The following is a 19,392-nucleotide window of genomic DNA, read 5'->3' as shown; positions in this document are numbered from 1 at the left end:
TTTGAATGCTTGAATCCTGCTTTTTTGTGATGCGCAAGGTGCGGGCAAGTCTTGCCAAGGTTGTTTCATCCCGTGAGAAAGATTTTCTTGAATTGGGTGAAGATCTCCACGAGGCTTCTTCCCGGGCCGATAAGCTGGTCGAAGACGCAAGAGAACTTGTGGATTCCACTGTCGGGGAGATTCTGGAAGAAGTTCTAAGGCAGATGGATGAAAAACTGGCTGTTCTGCAGACCATGAGCGGCAAGACCGACTCTGGCGATGCGGAAGAGTTTCTTGCCATTCGCCGTTATCTGGCCGAGCTCCTGAGGCTGCTGGAGAATTATGGACGTATTGTCCGTACGCTCCAGATGCTGGCCATATCCACCCGCATTGAAAGCGCCCGCCTAGGATCGGATGGCAGAGGCTTCAATACCCTTGCGGATGACGTTGAGAAGCTTGCAGTAAAGATTGTGGAATATTCTTCCACGATTCGTGCGCACGTCAACTCTCTGGATACACTGGCCGCAACAGCCGGTGAACGGATGCATGTCATCCAGCGCAAACAGGTGGAGTATTCGGGTGAGGTTGCCGAGAGAATCAAGGGCAACCTTGAGGCTCTTCACGAGTACGGCCATCGCCTTTCCGGGGTTTCACTGGATCTTTCTCAATCCTTCTCCAGCATTCAGGACAGCATGGGCGGCATTGTCGCTTCCATGCAGTTTCACGATATTGTCCGCCAACAGGTAGAGCATGTCGAGGAAGTGTTGGAAGATGTGACTGCCTTTATTCAGGCTGAATCAGCAGGGCACGATGATCGTGAGGTTGCGGAGTGGATTCGCTCGGTAAACTCCATACAGGTTTCGCAACTTGTTCATGCCCGTGAAAGTTTTACAGAGGCAGTAGGCTCTCTCAGGACTGAGCTTGATGCCCTGGGCGGGTATGTGGAAGGCGTTTCCGGCATTGTCGAAGAGGCTCATACAGGGGACGGAACCCAGTCTCCCCTTGAGGCCATGGGAACAACCGTGGCTGTGCTTTCCGATCATTTTGCCCAGTTGGCCCGCGCCGGAGAAGACGTTGGTAACGTCATGGTCTCCGTGGTCAATACCGTTTCAGAAATGACCTCGTTTCTGGAAGATATTGAGGAGGTGGGGGCAGAAATTGAACTTATTGCCCTTAATGCCAGCATAAGAGCGGCGCATACCGGCGACATGGGTAAGGCTCTCGGGGTTCTTGCGTCTTCCATCCAGACTCTTTCAAAGGATGCGGGGATACAGACGGTCGACATTGCTGACAAATTGCGTGCCATAGCCGGTTCTGCAGATACGTTGCGCGACCATGCGGAAGGGTATCTTGATACGTCCCAGGCCAAAGCCATGACGGATGAGCTGGACGGTTTCATGGAGCAGTTGCGGTTTGTTGATTGCAAGGGGGGCGGTTTGCTCATGGGGATACGGCGTGACGCAGAAAGGTTGACCGGTATCCTTGTGGAACTGTCTCAGGGGATCCAGGTTGATGTGCTTGTTGCTGCCGACCTGATGCGTGCACAGCGTGAGCTTGAGGATCTGCTGGCCTCGTTGCCCTGCGGCAACGGTGAAGCGGCAGTAATGTTGCCGGAGCCGCTCAAGGCCATTCTGGACAGGTATACCATGGAAAGCGAGCGGGCTATTCATCGTTCCATGCTGGGGAGCCGGGAATGCGGCGGAATTGATTTGTTCGACGATGCGTCGGACAGCAATATTGAATTGTTTTAGGGTGCGGAGATTGGGCTGCATTGTGCCTGAAGGGGCGATGCTGCTTGGTCAAATCTATATATAATTCATGAAATAATTGCTGCGAGGGGAGATCTGTGACTAAGACTATAATGACGGTGGACGATTCCGCCAGTGTGCGCCAGATGGTTTCTTTTACGCTGAAGAAGGCCGGATATAATGTTGTTGAAGCACGAGACGGTCAGGATGCCATGGCCAAGTTATCCGGACCGGTGCACATGGTTATTACGGACCTCAATATGCCGAACATGGATGGTATCTCTCTTATCAGGAATATCCGTGCCGTTCCGGCGTATAAATTTATTCCCATTGTTATGCTGACAACGGAATCGCAGGCTTCCAAGAAGCAGGAAGGCAAGGCGGCAGGCGCTACCGGATGGATCGTAAAGCCGTTCAAGCCCGAGCAGCTGATAGACGTGGTAAAGAAGGTCCTGCGGTAGTGCGTTGTAGTTCCTTTTTGTCTCTTGAGTGTCGTTAAAGGGAAACGGTTATGCTTGATGACGTAAATGCGCAGGCGTTTCGCGAAGAGGCTCAGGAACTGCTGGCCGAATTGGAAACGGCACTCCTGGAGCTTGAGGAGGCGCCGGATAATTCCGATATCGTGGACAGAGTGTTCCGGGCCATGCATACGATCAAAGGATCCGGCGCCATGTTCGGGTTCGATGATATTGCCGCCTTTACACACGATGTTGAAAATGTCTTCGATAAGGTCCGGAACGGGGAGCTTTCCGTAACTCGGGAACTGTTGGATTTGACTCTCAAGTCCCGGGATCACATCGCGCACCTGCTTGAGTGCAGTGCTACCGGCGCTGAAGTGGATACGGAAACCGAAGCGCAGCTGACAGCACAGCTCAAGGCTATGATGAGCGCCGTTGACCTGCCGGAAGAACCGGAGACGGAGATGCCCGGGCCTGTCGCTGCACCTGCGCAGCCCGGCGTTCAGTGTGCTTATCGCATTCGCTTCAAGCCGGCTCGCGATATCTTCCTGTCGGGCTCCAACCCCTTGCATCTTCTTGACGATTTGTCCCAGATGGGGGCCATGCAGTGCTTTCCGCATTTTGGTCAGCTTCCCGGTATTGAAGAGCTGGATGTGGAATCCTGCTATGTCTGGTGGGATATCCTCCTGCTTACCGATCAGCAGGAAGAAGCCATCCGCGACGTTTTTCTCTTTGTGGAAGACGACTGCGAACTCACCATTCGAGCCATCGACAGTGATGAGCAGCAGGATAGCGAAGTTACGTACAAACGGCTTGGCGAGATCCTGCTTGAGCGCGGCGACATATCCCATGAGAACCTTGTTGAGGTGCTCAAGGAGCAACGGCCTATCGGGCGTGCGTTGCGTGAGGCCGGACTGGTGACGGAAGAGCAGATAGAGTCAGCCCTTGCCGAACAGCAGACCGTGCGTGAATTGAGAAAGACCAGAGAAGTTGTTGGAGATAAGTCGGAGCCGGCCGCAGCAAGCATCAGAGTCGCTGCAGACAAGCTTGATAAATTGGTGGATCTTGTCGGCGAATTGGTGATTGTTCAGGCGCAGATCGCGCAATACGTGCACTCATCGCATGATTCTCTTCTGATGAGCCTTTCAGAGGAACTGGAACGTCTTTCCGACGAGTTGCGGGATTCGACGCTTTCTATCCGCATGCTTCCCATCGGTACCACGTTCAGCAAATTCCGTCGCCTTATCCGCGATCTTTCATCGGAACTGGGTAAGGAAGTGGAGCTTGTCACCTATGGTGCGGAAACCGAACTGGACAAGACTGTTATCGAGCGACTCGGCGACCCGCTGGTGCATTGTCTGCGTAACAGTCTTGATCACGGCATTGAAAAGCCGGATGTCCGTGCTGCTGCCGGCAAGTCCCGTTGCGGAACCATCACGCTGGCGGCGGAGCACTCAGGCGGGGAGGTGCTTATCTCCATTGTTGACGATGGGGCAGGGCTGAACCGTGACCGCATTCGTGCTTCGGCCGTTTCCAAGGGTATCATTAATTCTGAAGCGGAACTTACTGACAAGGAAATCTGCAACCTCATCTTCGCTCCCGGATTCTCTACCGCCGCTGAGATAACCAGTGTTTCGGGCCGTGGGGTAGGCATGGACGTGGTAAAACGTTCCATTGATGCACTGCGGGGCACCATTGAGCTGGACAGCAGCCCCGGAGCTGGAACCACCATCACCATCCGTCTGCCGCTCACGCTGGCCATTATTGATGGCCTGCAGGTGCAGGTGGGGAACGAATTCTACGTCATCCCTCTGAACCATGTGGAAGAATGCGTTGAACATATCGGTTCCTCCGTCAACGGAGACAGGCAGCGCATTATCAATCTGCGTGGTGAAATCGTGCCGTATATTACTCTCCGCGAGCAGTTTGAGGTGCCCGGTTTCAAACCTCAGATTGAGCAGATTGTTGTGGTCAGCACTTCCGGTGCCCGCTACGGTATTGTTGTGGACCATGTCATCGGCGAGCACCAGACCGTCATCAAGTCTCTTGGCAAGGTCTATAAAGACGTTGAGGGCATATCCGGCGCCACCATCAAGGGAGACGGCTCCATGGCGTTGATTCTGGATATTCCGCGGTTGGTTCAGTCTGCCATTGTCAGTCAGCGGCATTGGTGTTGAGCGCGTGTTTTACTCAGTGATACAGGCTCGTAGAATGTGAACGGGTTGCCATGAAGAATCATCCTGATAACGGTTCATCGAAATACGTCGACCCTGTAGGCCGGCCGGCCCCCATGTCCGACAAGGTGTTTCAGCGCCTCAGTTCCTTCATTCATGAAAGGGTAGGCATAAAGTTGCCTCCTTCCAAGCGAACCATGCTTGAGGCCCGATTGCAGAAGCGTCTGCGTTTGCTGAACCATCCTTCTTATGAAAGCTACGTAGATTACGTGTTTTCTGATGTCGGCATGGAGAAGGAACTGCGCAACCTGATTGATGTGGTCACCACCAATACCACGGAATTCTTCCGTGAACCCAAGCACTTTGACTATCTGGTGAATGGCGTATTGCCGGATTGGATCCGCAGACACGGCACCCGGCGTCTCAAGCTGTGGAGTGCAGGGTGCTCCATCGGTATGGAACCCTATACGCTTGCCATGGTGCTCAGCAACTTTGCAGAGCAGTTCGGCGGTTTCTCCTTTCATATTCTGGCGACGGATATCTCTTCCCGCGCACTGCAAACCGCAGTGAAGGCGGTATATGATGAGGACAGGATTTCCTGCATCCCTGATGTCCTGTGCAAGAAGTACCTGTTGCGAAGCAAGGACAGGTCTAAAAAGCTCATACGCATCGCCCCGGAGATTCGTTCTCTGGTCGAGTTCCAGCGGCTCAATTTCATGGAACAGTTTAGTTTTTCCAATCCTCTGGACATCATTTTCTGTCGAAACGTCATTATCTATTTCGATAAACCAACACAGGAGCGGCTGTTCAAACAGTTCTGCGAGTGCCTCCGGCCCGGAGGCTTCCTGTTCATCGGCCACTCGGAAAGCCTCGCCGGCATGAATTTGCCGCTCGTTCAAGCGGCACCAACGGTTTACAGGAGAGTGTAGACGAATGCCTCAGCGAATTAAGGTTCTTATCGTCGACGACTCTGCGCTTGTACGTCAGACACTGGCAGATATCTTCAGCGCTGACCCGGAGCTGGAAGTGGTGGGAACCGCCTCTGACCCCTTCGTGGCTGCCAAGCGCCTGGAAAATGTCGTACCGGACGTCATCACACTGGATGTGGAGATGCCGCGTATGGACGGCATTACCTTCCTGAAGAAGATTATGACGCAGCATCCCATTCCCGTGGTCATTTGTTCCGCTGTCACGGAGAAAGGGGCGGAAGCCACTTTCAAGGCCATGGAGTACGGTGCGGTTGAAATTATCACCAAGCCCAGAATCAGCACCAAGCAGTTTCTTGAAGAGTCGGCCATACGTATTTGCGATGCCGTAAAGGCGGCTGCTCGTGCTCGTATGAAAAAGGTGACTGAAAAGCTGGCCGTGGCACCCAAACTGTCTGCTGATGCCGTGTTGCCACCCATTTCTCAGGTTACCCGGACCGTTGGGGCTACGAGTAAGGTTGTGGTTGTGGGGGCGTCTACAGGCGGAACGGAAGCGTTGGCAAACCTGCTGCTCAGCTTGCCCTCCAACTGTCCTCCGGTGGCCATTGTGCAGCATATGCCGGAGCATTTTACCAACGCATTTGCACGGCGCCTTGACGCCATGTGCGCCATGCATGTTAAAGAAGCCGAAGACAACGACCGCATGGAGCCCGGTAAGGTCTTGATTGCACCGGGCAATATGCATATGTTGCTCAAGCGTAATGGTTCTCATTACTTTGTTGAGCTGAAGGAGGGGCCGCTCGTCAGGCGGCATCGTCCTTCGGTTGACGTGTTGTTCCGTTCTGCTGCCCGTTACGGCGGCAAGAACGTGGTGGGAGCCATTCTTACCGGTATGGGCGACGACGGCGCGGTGGGCATGAAGGAAATGTTCGACGCGGGCGCTTATACCATTGCGCAGGATGAGGCTACGTGCGTGGTGTTCGGAATGCCTCAGGAAGCCATCAAGCAGGGCGGCGTGCATAAGGTGATGCCGCTGGGAGGCATTCCCGCCGAGATTCTGCGCATGTGTAACGGAAACTGATAAACCATATATTTGAGGTTGTAATATGCCTGGACATCTTGAAGGCGCCATTCTGCAGCGCGACAAGCAGACTTATGCCATTGTGCCCCGTACTCCTGCGGGCATGCTGACTCCCGAGATTCTCGATACCATTTCCTACGTATGCAAGAAGTATGAAGTGCCGATCATCAAGATCACTTCCGGGCAGCGCATGGCGCTTGTGGGAATGCGGGAAGATCAGGTCGAGCCCATTTGGGAAGAACTGAAGTGGAAGGTCGGCCGCGCCACCGAACTTTGTGTGCACTATGTGCAGGCTTGCCCCGGCACTGCCGTTTGCAAGCTGGGTCTGCAGGATTCTCTGGGCTTCGGTCTTGAAATTGAAAAAATGTTCCACGAAGAGCCTTTCCCCGCCAAGGTCAAGTTCGGCGTATCCGGCTGTCCCATGTGCTGTGGCGAAAGCTACGTGCGTGACGTTGGCCTCATGGGTACCAAGAACGGCTGGACCGTCATCGTGGGCGGTAACTCCGGCGGCCGTCCCCGCATCGGCGACGTGCTGGCCGAGAACCTGACCACGGACGAAGCCAAGGCGCTCGTCCGTAAGTTCATGGAGTTCTACCGCAACGAATCCGGCAAGCGCCTGCGCGTCTCCAAGTTCCTGGAGAAGGTTGGTATAGATGCAGTAAAGGCCGCAGTGCTGTAATCGTGTGCTGAAAACATAAAGCCCCGTACCGGATTGGTGCGGGGCTTTTTTTGTTGCAACGCTGTAAAGTAATGAGGCGAATTATCCTTTGCGGTTACTTTCTCCCGCCCTTGTGGCGGTAGAAGATAACCTGCACTGGCTCAACCGTGACCAGACCTTCCTTGATCACGGCATCCAGTTCGGGCAGGAACGCTTCAATCTTTTCAGCCGTGTCCACAATCTGGATGAGCAGGGGCAGGTCTTCCGAAAGGCGCAGCACCTTGACGGTATGAACAAGGCTGTTTGCTCCGAAGCCGGAAACGCCGCGCGTGACAGTAGCCCCGGCAAGCCCTCTTTTGCGGGCCATCTCCACAATGATTTCGTATAGCGGTCGCCCTGCGTGGGTGTCGCGTTCTCCGGTATAAATGCACAGGCGTTGGGCCTGTTCCGGCAGAGATACCATCTTGTGTCTCCTTGTCGCGTCGTTTGCCACGGCACGGTGAGCGGGCACGAAGCAGCCCTTACACCAGCCGTCCCAGTGAAAGGCCGATCCAGAGGAAGATCAGGCCGATAAGCAGTTGGCCAACGCAGTTTGCAACGGCATAGGCCCATTGCGATGCACTGATGAGGTTGGCTGTTTCAAAAATATAGGTTGAGAACGTGGTGAATGCGCCCATGAAGCCTGTCAGCACGATCACACGGGTTTCCGGCGGCAAGGAAAGCCGGTCTTCAAAAAAACTCCAGACCAGTCCGAAAAGAAGGCAGCCTATGCAGTTTACGGCAAATGTGCCTGCCGGAAAGGATGACCCGGAAAGGCGTTGCACCAAGCCCGCCAGCGCGTAACGGCTCAGGCTTCCCAATCCTCCGGCAATGAACAGCAGAAAGAGTTTCTGCAATGTACGTCTCCTGATTTCGGGGATGAAACCCCATGGTTCGTGCCGATAGTGCATTGAATTACCGGCAGGAAATGATTACCAGTACATGAGGTTATCATACGCTTGGTATGAAGCGAGAACAAGAACGAATCAGCAGCTGCGGAAAGCCCTTTCCGGCAGCGGCTTCTACAGGTGCAGCATGGCTTTGGAAATAGAATTGAAATTTTTGGATGTCGACTTCGAATCGCTTGGACTGAGGCTCGTTGCCCTTGGTGCCGTGTATCGCGGCAGGCATGTTGAACGTAATTTGGTTTTTGATACGCCGGAGCGTACGTTCAAGAACAGCGATATGCTGTTGCGCCTGCGTACGAAGATTCGCAGGGATGGCGAAACCGCCGTGCTCACGCTCAAGCGCCCGCCGAAGGGACCTGTTCCCGACGACGTGAAGGTGTATGATGAGCTGGAGACCGTGGTGCAGGACTTTGACGGCATGCGCGGCATTCTGGAAGGGCTGGGATATGACGCCGCCTTCCGCTACGAGAAGATGCGCGAAGAATGGACATTGGACGGTGTGGAGATTTGCCTAGATACCATGCCGTTCGGCAACGTGGCGGAACTGGAAGGCGAACGCGAGGCCATTATTGCCTGCGCGGAGAAACTTGGTCTTTCCATGGAGACATCGAGCACCGGCACCTACCACGATGTGAATCGTGACTGGCGTGTTGCGCAGGGATTGCCGCACGATGATAATTTCTGTTTCTCCTCTTCGCGGTTGCATGAACTTTTTGAGGGATTATAATCTATACCGACAGCATGCTCAGTGTATGCTTGCCGTAACAATGCGGTATTAAAAATACAGGCCACACGGATCGACACATGACCCACAGATTTTCCGACCCGGACAGACAGGACCAGCTCCTGCTGGATGAAGACCTGCAGGAGCCCAGAAAATTCAAAGTGCTTCTGCATAATGATGACTACACGACCATGGAGTTCGTCATCGCCATTCTCGTGCAGGTGTTCCGCAAGACTGTTCAGCAGGCCACGGCCATCATGCTGAGCGTTCATGAGAAAGGGATAGGGGAGTGTGGCGTCTACACCGCCGAGGTGGCGGAAACAAAGGTAGCCATAGTGCATGCGCGCGCCCGCAAGGAGGGCTTTCCCCTGCGGTGCAGCATGGAAGAGGTATAGATATGCTCGGTAAACGACTTGAAGCCGTGCTCTCTGACGCTGTTTCAGAGGTTCGCAAGCGGAACCATGAGTTTCTGACTCTTGAGCACATTCTGTTCGCCATCACCCGTGATGAACATGGCAGGCATATTCTTATCGGCTGCGGTGCGGATGCGGATGCACTTGCCAATCGACTTGAGGTGTTTTTCTCTTCCCATCTGGAGCCCCTGCCGGCAGACACCCCTACGGAAGTGGTGCAGACGCTGGGCGTGCAGCGGGTGTTGCAGCGCGCTGTGGTGCAGATGCAGTCCGCCAGCAAGGACAAGGTGGACGTGGGCGACCTGCTCGCCGCCCTGTTCGAGGAGGAGGATTCCTATGCTGTATACTTCCTCCGCTCCCAGGGCGTGACGCGCCTGGATGTGCTTGAATTCATCTCCCACTCCATGTCTGAAGACTGGGTGGAGAAGGATGGCGTGAAGGATGATTCGGACAACTCAGGCAAGCCGGATGCCTTGCGCCAGTTCTGCGTGAATCTTACGGAGAAGGCGAGGGAAGGGCAGATCGACCCGCTCATCGGACGTGCCGAGGAACTGGAGCGCACAGTGCAGGTGCTGGCCCGTCGCCGCAAAAACAATCCCCTGTTTGTCGGCGAACCCGGCGTGGGCAAGACGGCTCTTGCCGAAGGACTTGCCCTGCGCATCGTCAACGGCAATGTGCCGGACAGCTTTCTTGAAGCCAGCATCTTTGCATTGGACCTTGGCGCTTTGCTCGCAGGCACCAAGTATCGTGGGGACTTCGAGGGGCGTCTCAAGAGTGTCATCAAGGAGCTGAAGTCCATTGAAGGGGCTATTCTCTTCATCGATGAGATTCACACCATAGTGGGCGCTGGCGCAACAAGTGGAGGCTCGATGGATGCTTCCAACATCCTCAAGCCTGTGCTGGCATCCGGTGCTATTCGTTGCATCGGTTCCACAACCTACGAAGAATACCGCAACCATTTCGAAAAGGATCGCGCCCTTTCACGGCGTTTCCAGAAGATAGACGTGCCGGAGCCTTCCACGGAGGAGTGCCTTGAAATTCTGAAGGGGCTCAAGCCGTATTACGAAGACCATCATGGAGTCCGCTACACGCATCCGGCCATCAAGGCTGCGGTGGAACTTTCCGCCCGTTACATCAACGAGCGCTTTCTGCCGGACAAGGCCATAGACGTCATAGACGAGGCCGGAGCCGCATATCGTCTGCGGAGCGCCAACCGCAAGCGCAACACCATTACGGCGGGAGATATCGAACGTGTGGTGGCGCGTATGGCCCGTATTCCCGAGCAGCATGTCTCCGCAGGCGACAGGCTGAAGCTGTCCAATCTGGAACCTACGCTCAAGGGCGTGGTTTTCGGACAGGATGAAGCCGTGAACGTGGTTTGCCGCGCCATCTTGCGCAGTCGAGCGGGACTCGGCAGGGACGACAGGCCCACGGGCTCCTTTCTCTTCTATGGTCCTACGGGTGTTGGCAAGACCGAACTGGCAAAGCAGCTTGCCCAGACGCTCGGCGTGCAGTTCCTGCGTTACGACATGAGCGAATACATGGAAAAGCATGCCGTGTCGCGTCTCATCGGCGCTCCTCCCGGGTATGTGGGCTTTGATCAGGGCGGTCAGCTTACCGACGCCATTCGCAAGCATCCCTATGCCGTGGTGCTCATGGACGAGATTGAAAAGGCGCATCCGGATATTTTCAATATCCTGCTGCAGGTCATGGACTACGCCACGCTTACCGACAACACGGGACGCAAGGCGGACTTCCGTAACGTCATTCTCATCATGACCTCCAACGCCGGTGCCCGTGAGATGGCGGCCAAGCCCATCGGTTTCGGTTCCGCTGTGGAGGTGGATGTGGCGGCCCGCGGCCTGAAGGAAGTGGAAAAGACCTTCTCGCCGGAATTCCGTAACAGGTTGGATGCGCTGGTGCCCTTCCATGGTCTCTCCGAAGAGATCATGCTCAGCATTGTGGACAAGTTCGTGGCGGAACTGGAAGCCCAGATGAAGGATAAGCGTGTGCGCATTGAGTTGACCGATGCCGCCCGCAAGCGTCTGGCCAAACTTGGCTATGATCCCGCCTTCGGTGCCCGCCCCATGCGCAGGGCTATCCGGCGTGGCCTTGAGGATGACCTTGCCCGAGAAGTGCTCTTCGGAGCTTTGCAGCGGGGTGGGGTTGTCAAGGTAGGTGCCCGAAAACTCAAGGCATCGGAAGGGAAGGATGTTTCCGGTTTGACCTTTACCTTCACGCCGTTTTCCGGCAAGGATAGTTGAACGCCGGGGGGCTGTCCGTGATGTGCGGACATGCTCTTTGCAATATTAACAGCTTTAGCGCGGCGGAGTTATCCGCCGCGTTTTTTTTGTCTCCATGAACGTATTCTGGCTGCCGGAAAAAGGGGTGGACTTTCCCAATCCTGAACTGGCCGACGCGGAAGGCCTGCTCGCCATTGGCGGCGACCTTTCCGTGGAGCGGCTCATCTCTTCTTACGCCTGCGGCATTTTTCCGTGGTACAATGACGAAAGCCCCATTCTATGGTGGTCTCCCGACCCCCGCTTCGTTCTGTACCCTGAATCTCTGCATATCTCCCGCAGCCTGCGCAAGGTCATCAAGGCGCGGCAGTTTACCGTGACCATGGATACGGCCTTTGAGCAGGTGATACGAAACTGCGCCTGTTCACCGCGTCCCGATCAATGCGGAACGTGGATAGTGCCCGACATGATCTCTGCTTATTGCGAACTGCATCTGCATGGCATCGCGCATTCTGTGGAGGTGTGGCGGGAGGGCAGGCTGGTGGGCGGGATGTATGGTGTTTCCCTTGGGGGCGTGTTTTTCGGCGAATCCATGTTCTACCGCGAGCCTAATGCTTCCAAGGTGGGGCTGGTGTGGCTTGTGCGGTTTCTGCAGCAGAACGGCTTTACTCTGCTGGACTGCCAGCAGGTGACGCATAACCTGCGTCGTTTTGGTGCGCAGGAAGTGCGCAGAAGCGACTTTCTCGCCCAATTGAAAAAGGCCCTGCGTTCACCGACGAGGCAGGGCCTTTGGGAGATTCCTGAAGATTTCTTTCCCCTCTAGCAAGGGGATGCTGCGCATGGGCTAGGCCCGGCAGTGTCTGAATGCTGGCCGTGTCCTTTCAGGGGACAGGGCTATTCCTGCTCTTCTCCGCCCTGATGGTCCAGAGGATCGTGCTGGGCCAGATCATAGAAACCGCGAACTGCAAAGGGCAGCGGGTAGTTTAGCACGTTGTCGAAGCGGATGAAGCCCAGAGCCTTACCGGGCGTGATGGAAGAGAGCGGCATGACGCCAAGGGGAATGGGCAGTTCCACAGGACATGCGGTAATGCATTCCAGACGGCTGCCATAGCGTTCGGAAAGATAGGCCACAACGGCATCGCGTTCTTCCGCGGTAAAGGTTTCCAGCAAGGTTCGCTTCACGTCTTCGAGCTCACCGGGATTGGCGGGGTCCATGGGCGGTCCCACAAGCGAGTTCCAGTCGTAGTTTGCGGCTTCGGCCATCTCCGGATTGTGACGGAACACGTGTGCTTCCACGTTGCGACGGCCCTTGAAGGTGCGAATGGTAATGGAGATACTGTAGACCCTGTCGATGGCGGTGCCTTCCTCGGCAGGGATGATATACGTTTGCATGCTTCCTCCGGAAGAATTGGTTCTGCGGATTCCTCTACCTAGTCCATAATCCCGTACTCCGCAACCGCCCAGCACATGCATACGCAGCTTCCCTATTCTCAAGAGTCCGCAATTTCCGCCCTTTACCGCATATGTGGGGCAGGGTACACTGGCGAGCGAGGTTCACATGCAAGACAATCAATTCAAGCTCAGTACGGAATTTACGCCGCAAGGCGATCAGCCTCAGGCCATATCGGAACTGGTGGAGAACCTGAATGCGGGTATCCGCGACCAGATCCTGCTTGGCGCGACCGGTACCGGCAAGACCTTTACCGTGGCCCAGACCATCGCGGCCACGCAGCGTCCCGCGCTGGTACTTGCTCCCAACAAGACTCTTGCCGCGCAGCTCTACAACGAGTTCAAGGAACTCTTTCCGCATAATGCGGTGGAATATTTCGTCAGTTATTACGACTACTACCAGCCTGAAGCCTATGTTCCTTCTTCCGATACCTACATCGAGAAGGACTCGTCCATAAACGATAACATAGACAAGCTGCGGCATGCGGCTACGCATGCGTTGCTTACGCGGCGCGATGTGATCATCATCGCCTCGGTTTCCTGCATCTACGGCCTCGGTTCGCCGGAATACTACGCCAAGCTGGTCATCCCTGTGGAGACAGGGCAGCAACTGAGCATGGACTCCCTTATCGAGCGCCTGGTGAATGTGCAGTACGAGCGTAACGATTACGACTTCCACCGAGGCACCTTCCGTGTGCGGGGCGATGTGCTTGAAATCATTCCCGCCTACCACCACGAGCGGGCGCTCAGACTGGAATTCTTCGGTGATGAGATAGAATCCATGAGCGAGATTGATCCCGTTACCGGCAATGTGCTGGGCAGCGTGGGCAAGACGGTCATCTATCCCGCAAGCCACTATGTTTCCGACCGCGACAACCTGAATCGTGCCGTGGGCGACATTCGTGTGGAACTGCAGCACAGGCTTGCGGACTTCCGTGATTCGGGGAAGCTGGTAGAGGCGCAACGCCTTGAACAGCGAACCATGCTTGATTTGGAGATGATCGAGGAGATGGGGTTCTGCACGGGCATCGAAAACTATTCCCGCCATCTGGACAACCGTGCGGAAGGCTCGCCGCCTTCCTGTCTGCTGGACTACTTCCCGGAAGACTTTGTGCTGTATGTGGACGAAAGCCACATTACTGTTTCGCAGGTGGGGGCCATGTTCAAGGGCGACCGTTCCCGCAAGCAGACGCTGGTTGATTACGGCTTCCGTCTGCCATCCGCGCTGGACAACAGGCCGCTGAATTTTGACGAGTTTCTCGAACGCATCGGACAGGTTGTCTATGTGTCCGCAACTCCGGGAAAATGGGAGCAGGAACGTTCTCAGGGCCTGGTTGTGGAACAGATCATCCGTCCCACAGGCCTTCTTGATCCGCTGGTGGAAGTGCGTCCCGTCAAGGGGCAGATGGACGACCTGCTGGGCGAGTGCAAGCAGCGCGCTGCACGTGACGAACGCGTTCTAGTGACCACCCTTACCAAGCGCATGGCTGAAGACCTCACGGAATACTTTAACAATATGGGCACGGTCACGCGCTACCTGCATTCAGACATAGACACCATGGAGCGCATGGCCATTCTGCAGGCGCTCAGACGCAAGGAGTTTGATGTGCTCATTGGCATAAATCTCCTGCGTGAAGGGCTTGATATACCGGAAGTTTCTCTGGTAGCTATTCTTGATGCGGACAAGGAGGGCTTTTTGCGCTCCACTGGCTCGCTCATCCAGACCTTTGGCCGCGCCGCGCGTAATGCCGAAGGCCGCGTGATACTGTATGCGGATGCCGTAACCCGGTCCATGCGGGCGGCTATGGATGAAACCGCGCGCCGCAGGGAAAAGCAGGAGGCGTTTAATGCCGAGCATGGCATTACGCCTGCCACCATTCGCAAGAAGTTGGAAAGCTCCTTTGATTCCCTTTACTCTCCGGCCGAGACCAAGGGCAAGGGCAGGGGCAAGGCTGCACCGGCCATGCCCGCGGAAGAGTGGGGCCTTTCCTCTGAAGACATCGGCAAGCGTATCCAGCAGCTTGAGCGCGAAATGCGCGAGGCTGCCAAGGATCTGGAATTTGAGAAGGCGGCGGAACTTCGCGACCGTATTCAGCTGTTGCGTCAGCGGCTGATGGCGGCGGATTAACGGGACAAAGCGGTATGGCCTACAACGTCAAAAAGAAGACTCCATTTCTTACGCGGGTTCTGCGCATGCGCAATCAGCTGGGTTTTTTCTGGCCGCTTGTGCTCAGTCAGGTTTCGCTGGTCACTGTATCCTTGGGTGCCATCTACGGGTACATGCTTATTGAGGGATGGAACTTCTGGGATTCGTTCTACATGGTGGTCATCACGCTTTCCACCATCGGCTTTGGCGAGGTGCATCCTCTGTCGCAGGAAGGGCGCGTGCTCACCACCTTTGTCATCCTCACCGGCGTGGGCAACTTTGCCTTCATCCTCGGTGCGTTTTCTCAGTTGATTGTGGAAGGCAGGCTATTCAAACTACTTGGGAGGCGCAGGGTGCTTAAGACCATCAGCAAGCTTCGCGGACATTGCATCATCTGCGGATATGGCCGTATCGGCAGCGTCGTGGCTCAGGAAATCATGGATGAAGGCTACGATATCGTCGTCATTGAAAATGACCCCAAAGCTGTTGAAAGACTGGAAGAAGATGGGGTGCTCCATATCTCCGGTGATGCCACGTCTGACGAGGTGCTTGCGGAAGCGGGCATCGGTCATGCCCAAAGCCTCATTGCCAGCCTTTCGGAAGACTCCCAGAACGTCTACGTGGTGCTCAGCGCCCGTCAGCTCAACAAGGACATTAATATCGTGGCCCGTGCCGGTGCGCAGGAGCATGTAGGCAAGCTCAAATTGGCCGGGGCCAACGTGGTGCTTATGCCCAACCGTATTGGGGGCGTTCGTATGGCGCAATCCGTGCTGCGTCCCACCGTGACCAGCTTCATGGAATTGGCGCACAAGAAGACCACGCAGGACATTCAGATGGAAGAACTCACCATTTCCGAAACATCGGAACTGGTGGGCAAGAATCTCATTGAGTCCGGCATTCGTCCGCGTTTCAATCTGATTATCATCGCCATCAAGAAGGCCGGTCAGGACATGACCTTCAACCCCGAGCCCAAAACCGTGCTGAGCGCCGGGGATACGGTCATTGCAGTCGGCTCCACCAGCAGCTTCGAGCAGTTTGAAGAGATTCTGTAACCGGCGATTCCCATGAAGCTTGCGGTTGTCATTCTGCACTACGGAAAAGCGGCGCTGACGCGGCGGCTGCATGCCCAGTTGCTGGAGTCTGATCCCGCTGTGGCCGAGCATCTCTTTGTGCTGGACAACTGTGCGCCTGAACAGTATCCCGACGCATGGTTGAGAACCGACGCCAATCTCTATTGGGCCGGAGCGTTGGAATACGCCCTGCAGCGTGCGGACGCAGCCGGTTATTCCCATGTGTGGTTCCTGAATAATGATGTACTGTTTGCCAGTACGCCCCCTTTCATCAAGCGTGCCGCCGGACGCCTGAAGCGCATGAATGATGTGCTCGGCGGCAAGGGGGTGGGGGTGTATGCGCCCGCTGTGCTTACCAATCCTTATCATCCGCAGATGGTCCGCAAGGAAGGCTTGCAATACCGAACTGTTGCCTATGTGGACGGCATAGCGCCGCTTGTCAGTCTGGATTGCTGGAAGGCGCTGGGCGGGCTGGATTATGCCGGCAATCCTTACGGGTACGGGGTGGACGTGTGGTTCTCACTCTGTGCGCACAGAGCAGGGTGGCATGTGGTGGTGGACCATGATGTAGCCGTGAAGCATATCTATCATTCCACGGCACGCGAGGTTTCCGGCTTCATGCAGACCGCGGCGCAGGCAGAGCAGGCATACCTTGCCGCACGACTCGGCGTGGATTACAAAGCGCAGATGGATTCCCTGAAGCAATTCTGGCAGGATCATGCCGGATTGTAGCCGGTGGCGGCAACAGTTTCGGCAACATATTGAATTTTCAGGACCGTACGCGGAACTGCGTTTCGCGTACGGTTCCCTTTTACGATAAGCAGACAGGACAAGGTTGAGAGTGACTATTTCCGATTCCGTTTCCGGCATGCCCGATTCCTCCCTTTCTCCCGAAGTTGCGGAGCGTGCTGCGGCCTTGCGCAGGCAGCTTGAGCATCACAACTATCGTTATTACGTGCTGGACGACCCGCAGATAACGGACGCCGAATATGATGTCCTGTTCCAGGAGCTGCGTACTCTGGAAGAGGCCCATCCCGCATTGGCGACTCCGGATTCCCCCACCCGCAAGGTCGGCGGCGAGGTGATGTCGGGCCTTGAGTCCCGTAAGCACTCTCTGAAGATGTACAGCCTTGATAACGCCTTCAATGCTGACGAGTTCAATGACTTTGTACAGCGCATAGTACGGCTTGAGCCTGAGGCGGGCTTGCAGTTCTGGGTAGACCCCAAGATGGATGGCCTCGCCATGGAGGTTATTTACGAGAACGGGGTGTTTACCGCGGCTGTTACCCGAGGCGACGGGGAAGAGGGCGAAGTGGTGACTCACACCATGCGCACCGTGGGCAACCTGCCGCTCAGGTTGCGCGATGAGCATGGCGATGTGCCTGTGCGGTTGGAAGTGCGTGGCGAGGTGGTGATGAGCCGCAAGGACTTTGCCGCCATGAACGCCCGTCAGCGCAAGGAAGGCGCCAAACTTTTCGCCAACCCGCGCAACGCGGCAGCCGGTTCCGTGCGTCAGCTTGATTCCCGCGTGGCCGCCTCGCGCCCGCTCATGTTCCTTGCCTACGGTGTGGGCGTGGTGGAATGGGCGGACGGCGATTCGCGTTGGAATACGCAGCAGGCGATCATGCAGGGCTTGGGTGAGCTTGGATTCCAGACTCCGCCGCAGACCAGACTGTGCGCCGCTCCGCAGGATGTGCTGGCGCATTATGAATTGCTCGGCAATATGCGTGAGGAACTGCCTTTTGAAATCGACGGCATGGTGGCAAAGATCAACGACCTTGCCCTGCAGGGCGCGCTCGGATTCACTGCCCGATTCCCCCGCTGGGCAATAGCTTTCAAATTTCCCGCACAGCAGGCCCGCACGCGGCTGCTGGATATCCAGATTCAGGTAGGGCGTACGGGCGTGCTCACGCCTGTCGCGCACCTTGAACCTGTCGAAGTGGGCGGTGTTGTGGTTTCCCGCGCCACCCTGCACAATGAGGACGAAATCCGCGCCAAGGATCTCATGATCAACGATACGGTGATCATCCAGCGTGCGGGTGATGTCATTCCCGAAGTGGTTCGCGCCGTGGTTGAAGACCGCACGGGCGAGGAGCTGCCTTTCGAGTTCCCCACCGAGTGCCCCGTATGCGGCTCCAAGGCTGTCCGCGAGGAAGGCGAGGCCGCATGGCGCTGCATGAACATGTCCTGTCCTGCCGTTGTGCGGCAGTCCATTATCCATTTTGTTTCCAAGGCCGGTCTTGATATTCAGGGCGTGGGCAAGAAGTGGATAGAGCAGCTTGTGGACAGGGGCGTGGTGAAGACGCCGGTGGATCTGTTCTCCCTCACCCGCCTGCAGCTCATGGGCTTTGAACGTATGGGGCCCAAGCTGGCAAAGAATTTCGTGGATGCCTTTGCAGCGGTGAAGACAAGCGCAACCCTGCCGCGCTTGCTTTGCGCTCTGGGTATTCGTCACGTGGGCGAGCAGACGGCTCGGGTGCTGGCAAATCACTTCCATCACCTTGATGCCCTGAAGGTTGCCCTGACCGAAGAACTGACCGCCCTGCCGGATGTGGGGCCGGAAGTGGCAGCCTCCATCCGTTCCTTCTTTGGTAATGAAGGCAACATTGCCTTGCTCGAAGAATTCCGCAGCATCGGCCTGTGGCCCGTGCACGAGGCAGCGCCCGCACCTGCAGCAGGAGACCATCCCCTTGCCGGAAAACGCATGGTGTTTACAGGCTCCCTGCCTACGCTCAAGCGCTCCGCTGCGCAGAAGATGGCGGAAGAGGTCGGAGCCCTTATCGCGGGTAGTGTCTCCGCCAAGGTGGATTACGTCGTTGCGGGTGAGGATGCAGGCAGCAAGCTTGCCAAGGCCGAGCAACTCGGAGTACCCGTGATTACGGAAGAGGAGTTTCTGCGCCTGCACGCCGGTAGCGGCGTGACGGATAATTCCGGCGAGGCTGTCATGCCGGTTGAATCCGTGGATGATTTGCATGAAGATGCTGAGGAAGCCGTAGAAAAATCCGTAGAAGAAGCCGCAGAAGAAGTCGTAGAAGAAGTCTTTGTCGAGCTGGCTGAATCGGGTGACTCAGCGGAACCCGTAGAATCCGGCAATCCCGCCGAGTCTCTTCCGTCCGTGCAGCATGCGGAGGCTGGGCAATATGACGAGGCTCCCGCAGTCGCTGCAGTCGTCGCAGCCGATGTGGCCGATGTGGCCGGAGAGGAGGGTGCTGTTCAGCAGGCCGAATCAATTGCTGAACCGGAATCTGCAGAGCCCGCCCGTTCCGATGCAAAGACGAAGAAGGGCGCGGCAGCCAAGGGCCTGAAAAAGGACCAGCACAGTCTTTTGTAGTCCGGTTGGGCTTGTGTGCCGTATTCATACCGGGTTTGGGATAGGGTC

The 19,392-nt window shown here is 56.1% G+C and carries 17 protein-coding genes; 14 read left to right on the top strand and 3 right to left on the bottom strand.

What is annotated here, in order from left to right:
• Positions 1-5: 5 nt before the first annotated feature.
• The 6 genes from N1030_RS05710 (at position 6) to N1030_RS05685 (ending at position 7,045) form a co-directional block, all read left to right on the top strand.
• The gene (locus tag N1030_RS05710; protein WP_265828237.1) at positions 6-1,730 is read left to right on the top strand and encodes a methyl-accepting chemotaxis protein; all 1,725 of its coding nucleotides are present in this window, start codon (positions 6-8) and stop codon (positions 1,728-1,730) included.
• A 95-nt stretch (positions 1,731-1,825) separates the two neighbouring features.
• Complete coding sequence (locus tag N1030_RS05705) at positions 1,826-2,188, top strand: response regulator (RefSeq protein WP_265828236.1); 363 nt, start codon at positions 1,826-1,828, stop codon at positions 2,186-2,188.
• 50 nt (positions 2,189-2,238) lie between these two features.
• The gene (locus N1030_RS05700) at positions 2,239-4,362 is read left to right on the top strand and encodes a chemotaxis protein CheA (protein WP_265828235.1); all 2,124 of its coding nucleotides are present in this window, start codon (positions 2,239-2,241) and stop codon (positions 4,360-4,362) included.
• Between the two features lie 50 nt (positions 4,363-4,412).
• Entirely contained in the window at positions 4,413-5,288 is an 876-nt protein-coding gene (locus tag N1030_RS05695; RefSeq protein ID WP_420842827.1) for a CheR family methyltransferase, read from the top strand.
• A gap of 4 nt (positions 5,289-5,292) precedes the next feature.
• The gene (locus N1030_RS05690; RefSeq protein WP_265828234.1) at positions 5,293-6,366 is read left to right on the top strand and encodes a protein-glutamate methylesterase/protein-glutamine glutaminase; all 1,074 of its coding nucleotides are present in this window, start codon (positions 5,293-5,295) and stop codon (positions 6,364-6,366) included.
• Positions 6,367-6,391: 25 nt separating this feature from the next.
• Positions 6,392-7,045: a nitrite/sulfite reductase domain-containing protein gene (locus N1030_RS05685; protein ID WP_265828233.1), complete on the top strand. Its 654-nt coding sequence runs from the start codon at positions 6,392-6,394 to the stop codon at positions 7,043-7,045.
• A gap of 94 nt (positions 7,046-7,139) precedes the next feature.
• Here N1030_RS05685 and N1030_RS05680 read toward each other — a convergent pair whose 3' ends face one another.
• Together N1030_RS05680 and crcB are read right to left on the bottom strand one after the other, a co-directional pair.
• Positions 7,140-7,487: a DUF190 domain-containing protein gene (locus N1030_RS05680; RefSeq protein WP_265828232.1), complete on the bottom strand. Its 348-nt coding sequence runs from the start codon at positions 7,485-7,487 to the stop codon at positions 7,140-7,142.
• Between the two features lie 58 nt (positions 7,488-7,545).
• The gene (gene crcB, locus N1030_RS05675) at positions 7,546-7,920 is read right to left on the bottom strand and encodes a fluoride efflux transporter CrcB (RefSeq protein ID WP_265828231.1); all 375 of its coding nucleotides are present in this window, start codon (positions 7,918-7,920) and stop codon (positions 7,546-7,548) included.
• 178 nt (positions 7,921-8,098) lie between these two features.
• Here crcB and N1030_RS05670 point away from each other — a divergent pair, with 178 nt between their 5' ends.
• The 4 genes from N1030_RS05670 (at position 8,099) to aat (ending at position 12,171) form a co-directional block, all read left to right on the top strand.
• Positions 8,099-8,698 carry a class IV adenylate cyclase gene (locus tag N1030_RS05670; RefSeq protein WP_265828229.1) on the top strand — a complete coding sequence of 200 codons (600 nt, stop codon included), beginning with the start codon at positions 8,099-8,101 and terminating at the stop codon, positions 8,696-8,698.
• Positions 8,699-8,775: 77 nt separating this feature from the next.
• A complete protein-coding gene (locus N1030_RS05665) occupies positions 8,776-9,090 on the top strand; it encodes an ATP-dependent Clp protease adaptor ClpS (protein WP_265828227.1) in 315 nt (104 codons plus the stop codon).
• Between the two features lie 2 nt (positions 9,091-9,092).
• Positions 9,093-11,372 carry an ATP-dependent Clp protease ATP-binding subunit ClpA gene (gene clpA / locus N1030_RS05660; protein WP_265828226.1) on the top strand — a complete coding sequence of 760 codons (2,280 nt, stop codon included), beginning with the start codon at positions 9,093-9,095 and terminating at the stop codon, positions 11,370-11,372.
• Positions 11,373-11,466: 94 nt separating this feature from the next.
• Positions 11,467-12,171, top strand: coding sequence for a leucyl/phenylalanyl-tRNA--protein transferase (gene aat / locus N1030_RS05655; RefSeq protein ID WP_265828225.1), 705 nt, complete (start codon positions 11,467-11,469; stop codon positions 12,169-12,171).
• A gap of 71 nt (positions 12,172-12,242) precedes the next feature.
• Here aat and N1030_RS05650 read toward each other — a convergent pair whose 3' ends face one another.
• Entirely contained in the window at positions 12,243-12,740 is a 498-nt protein-coding gene (locus N1030_RS05650) for a hypothetical protein (RefSeq protein ID WP_265828224.1), read from the bottom strand.
• Positions 12,741-12,906: 166 nt separating this feature from the next.
• On the opposite strand from N1030_RS05650, the gene uvrB reads away from it, so the two are divergent.
• From uvrB to ligA, 4 genes are all read left to right on the top strand, one after another.
• The gene (gene uvrB / locus N1030_RS05645) at positions 12,907-14,925 is read left to right on the top strand and encodes an excinuclease ABC subunit UvrB (RefSeq protein ID WP_265828222.1); all 2,019 of its coding nucleotides are present in this window, start codon (positions 12,907-12,909) and stop codon (positions 14,923-14,925) included.
• Positions 14,926-14,939: 14 nt separating this feature from the next.
• Positions 14,940-15,995: a potassium channel family protein gene (locus tag N1030_RS05640; protein ID WP_265828221.1), complete on the top strand. Its 1,056-nt coding sequence runs from the start codon at positions 14,940-14,942 to the stop codon at positions 15,993-15,995.
• Positions 15,996-16,007: 12 nt separating this feature from the next.
• Positions 16,008-16,745: a glycosyltransferase family 2 protein gene (locus tag N1030_RS05635; protein WP_265828220.1), complete on the top strand. Its 738-nt coding sequence runs from the start codon at positions 16,008-16,010 to the stop codon at positions 16,743-16,745.
• 109 nt (positions 16,746-16,854) lie between these two features.
• Entirely contained in the window at positions 16,855-19,344 is a 2,490-nt protein-coding gene (ligA, locus tag N1030_RS05630; RefSeq protein WP_265828218.1) for an NAD-dependent DNA ligase LigA, read from the top strand.
• Positions 19,345-19,392: the final 48 nt, after the last annotated feature.

The organism is Desulfovibrio mangrovi, assembly GCF_026230175.1.
GTDB lineage: Bacteria > Desulfobacterota > Desulfovibrionia > Desulfovibrionales > Desulfovibrionaceae > Halodesulfovibrio > Halodesulfovibrio mangrovi.
The sequence above is the reverse complement of the archived record's forward strand: the minus strand, read 5'-3'. Positions and strand labels throughout refer to the sequence as shown.

Coding starts and splice junctions, on each gene's coding strand:
- aat (WP_265828225.1), top strand. CDS start 11,467: ATGAACGTATTCTGGCTGCCGGAAAAAGGGGTGGACTTTCCCAATCCT.
- N1030_RS05640 (WP_265828221.1), top strand. CDS start 14,940: ATGGCCTACAACGTCAAAAAGAAGACTCCATTTCTTACGCGGGTTCTG.
- N1030_RS05690 (WP_265828234.1), top strand. CDS start 5,293: ATGCCTCAGCGAATTAAGGTTCTTATCGTCGACGACTCTGCGCTTGTA.
- N1030_RS05695 (WP_420842827.1), top strand. CDS start 4,413: ATGAAGAATCATCCTGATAACGGTTCATCGAAATACGTCGACCCTGTA.
- N1030_RS05670 (WP_265828229.1), top strand. CDS start 8,099: ATGGCTTTGGAAATAGAATTGAAATTTTTGGATGTCGACTTCGAATCG.
- N1030_RS05700 (WP_265828235.1), top strand. CDS start 2,239: ATGCTTGATGACGTAAATGCGCAGGCGTTTCGCGAAGAGGCTCAGGAA.
- clpA (WP_265828226.1), top strand. CDS start 9,093: ATGCTCGGTAAACGACTTGAAGCCGTGCTCTCTGACGCTGTTTCAGAG.
- N1030_RS05680 (WP_265828232.1), bottom strand. CDS start 7,487: ATGGTATCTCTGCCGGAACAGGCCCAACGCCTGTGCATTTATACCGGA.
- uvrB (WP_265828222.1), top strand. CDS start 12,907: ATGCAAGACAATCAATTCAAGCTCAGTACGGAATTTACGCCGCAAGGC.
- N1030_RS05710 (WP_265828237.1), top strand. CDS start 6: ATGCTTGAATCCTGCTTTTTTGTGATGCGCAAGGTGCGGGCAAGTCTT.
- N1030_RS05635 (WP_265828220.1), top strand. CDS start 16,008: ATGAAGCTTGCGGTTGTCATTCTGCACTACGGAAAAGCGGCGCTGACG.
- N1030_RS05665 (WP_265828227.1), top strand. CDS start 8,776: ATGACCCACAGATTTTCCGACCCGGACAGACAGGACCAGCTCCTGCTG.
- N1030_RS05685 (WP_265828233.1), top strand. CDS start 6,392: ATGCCTGGACATCTTGAAGGCGCCATTCTGCAGCGCGACAAGCAGACT.
- N1030_RS05650 (WP_265828224.1), bottom strand. CDS start 12,740: ATGCAAACGTATATCATCCCTGCCGAGGAAGGCACCGCCATCGACAGG.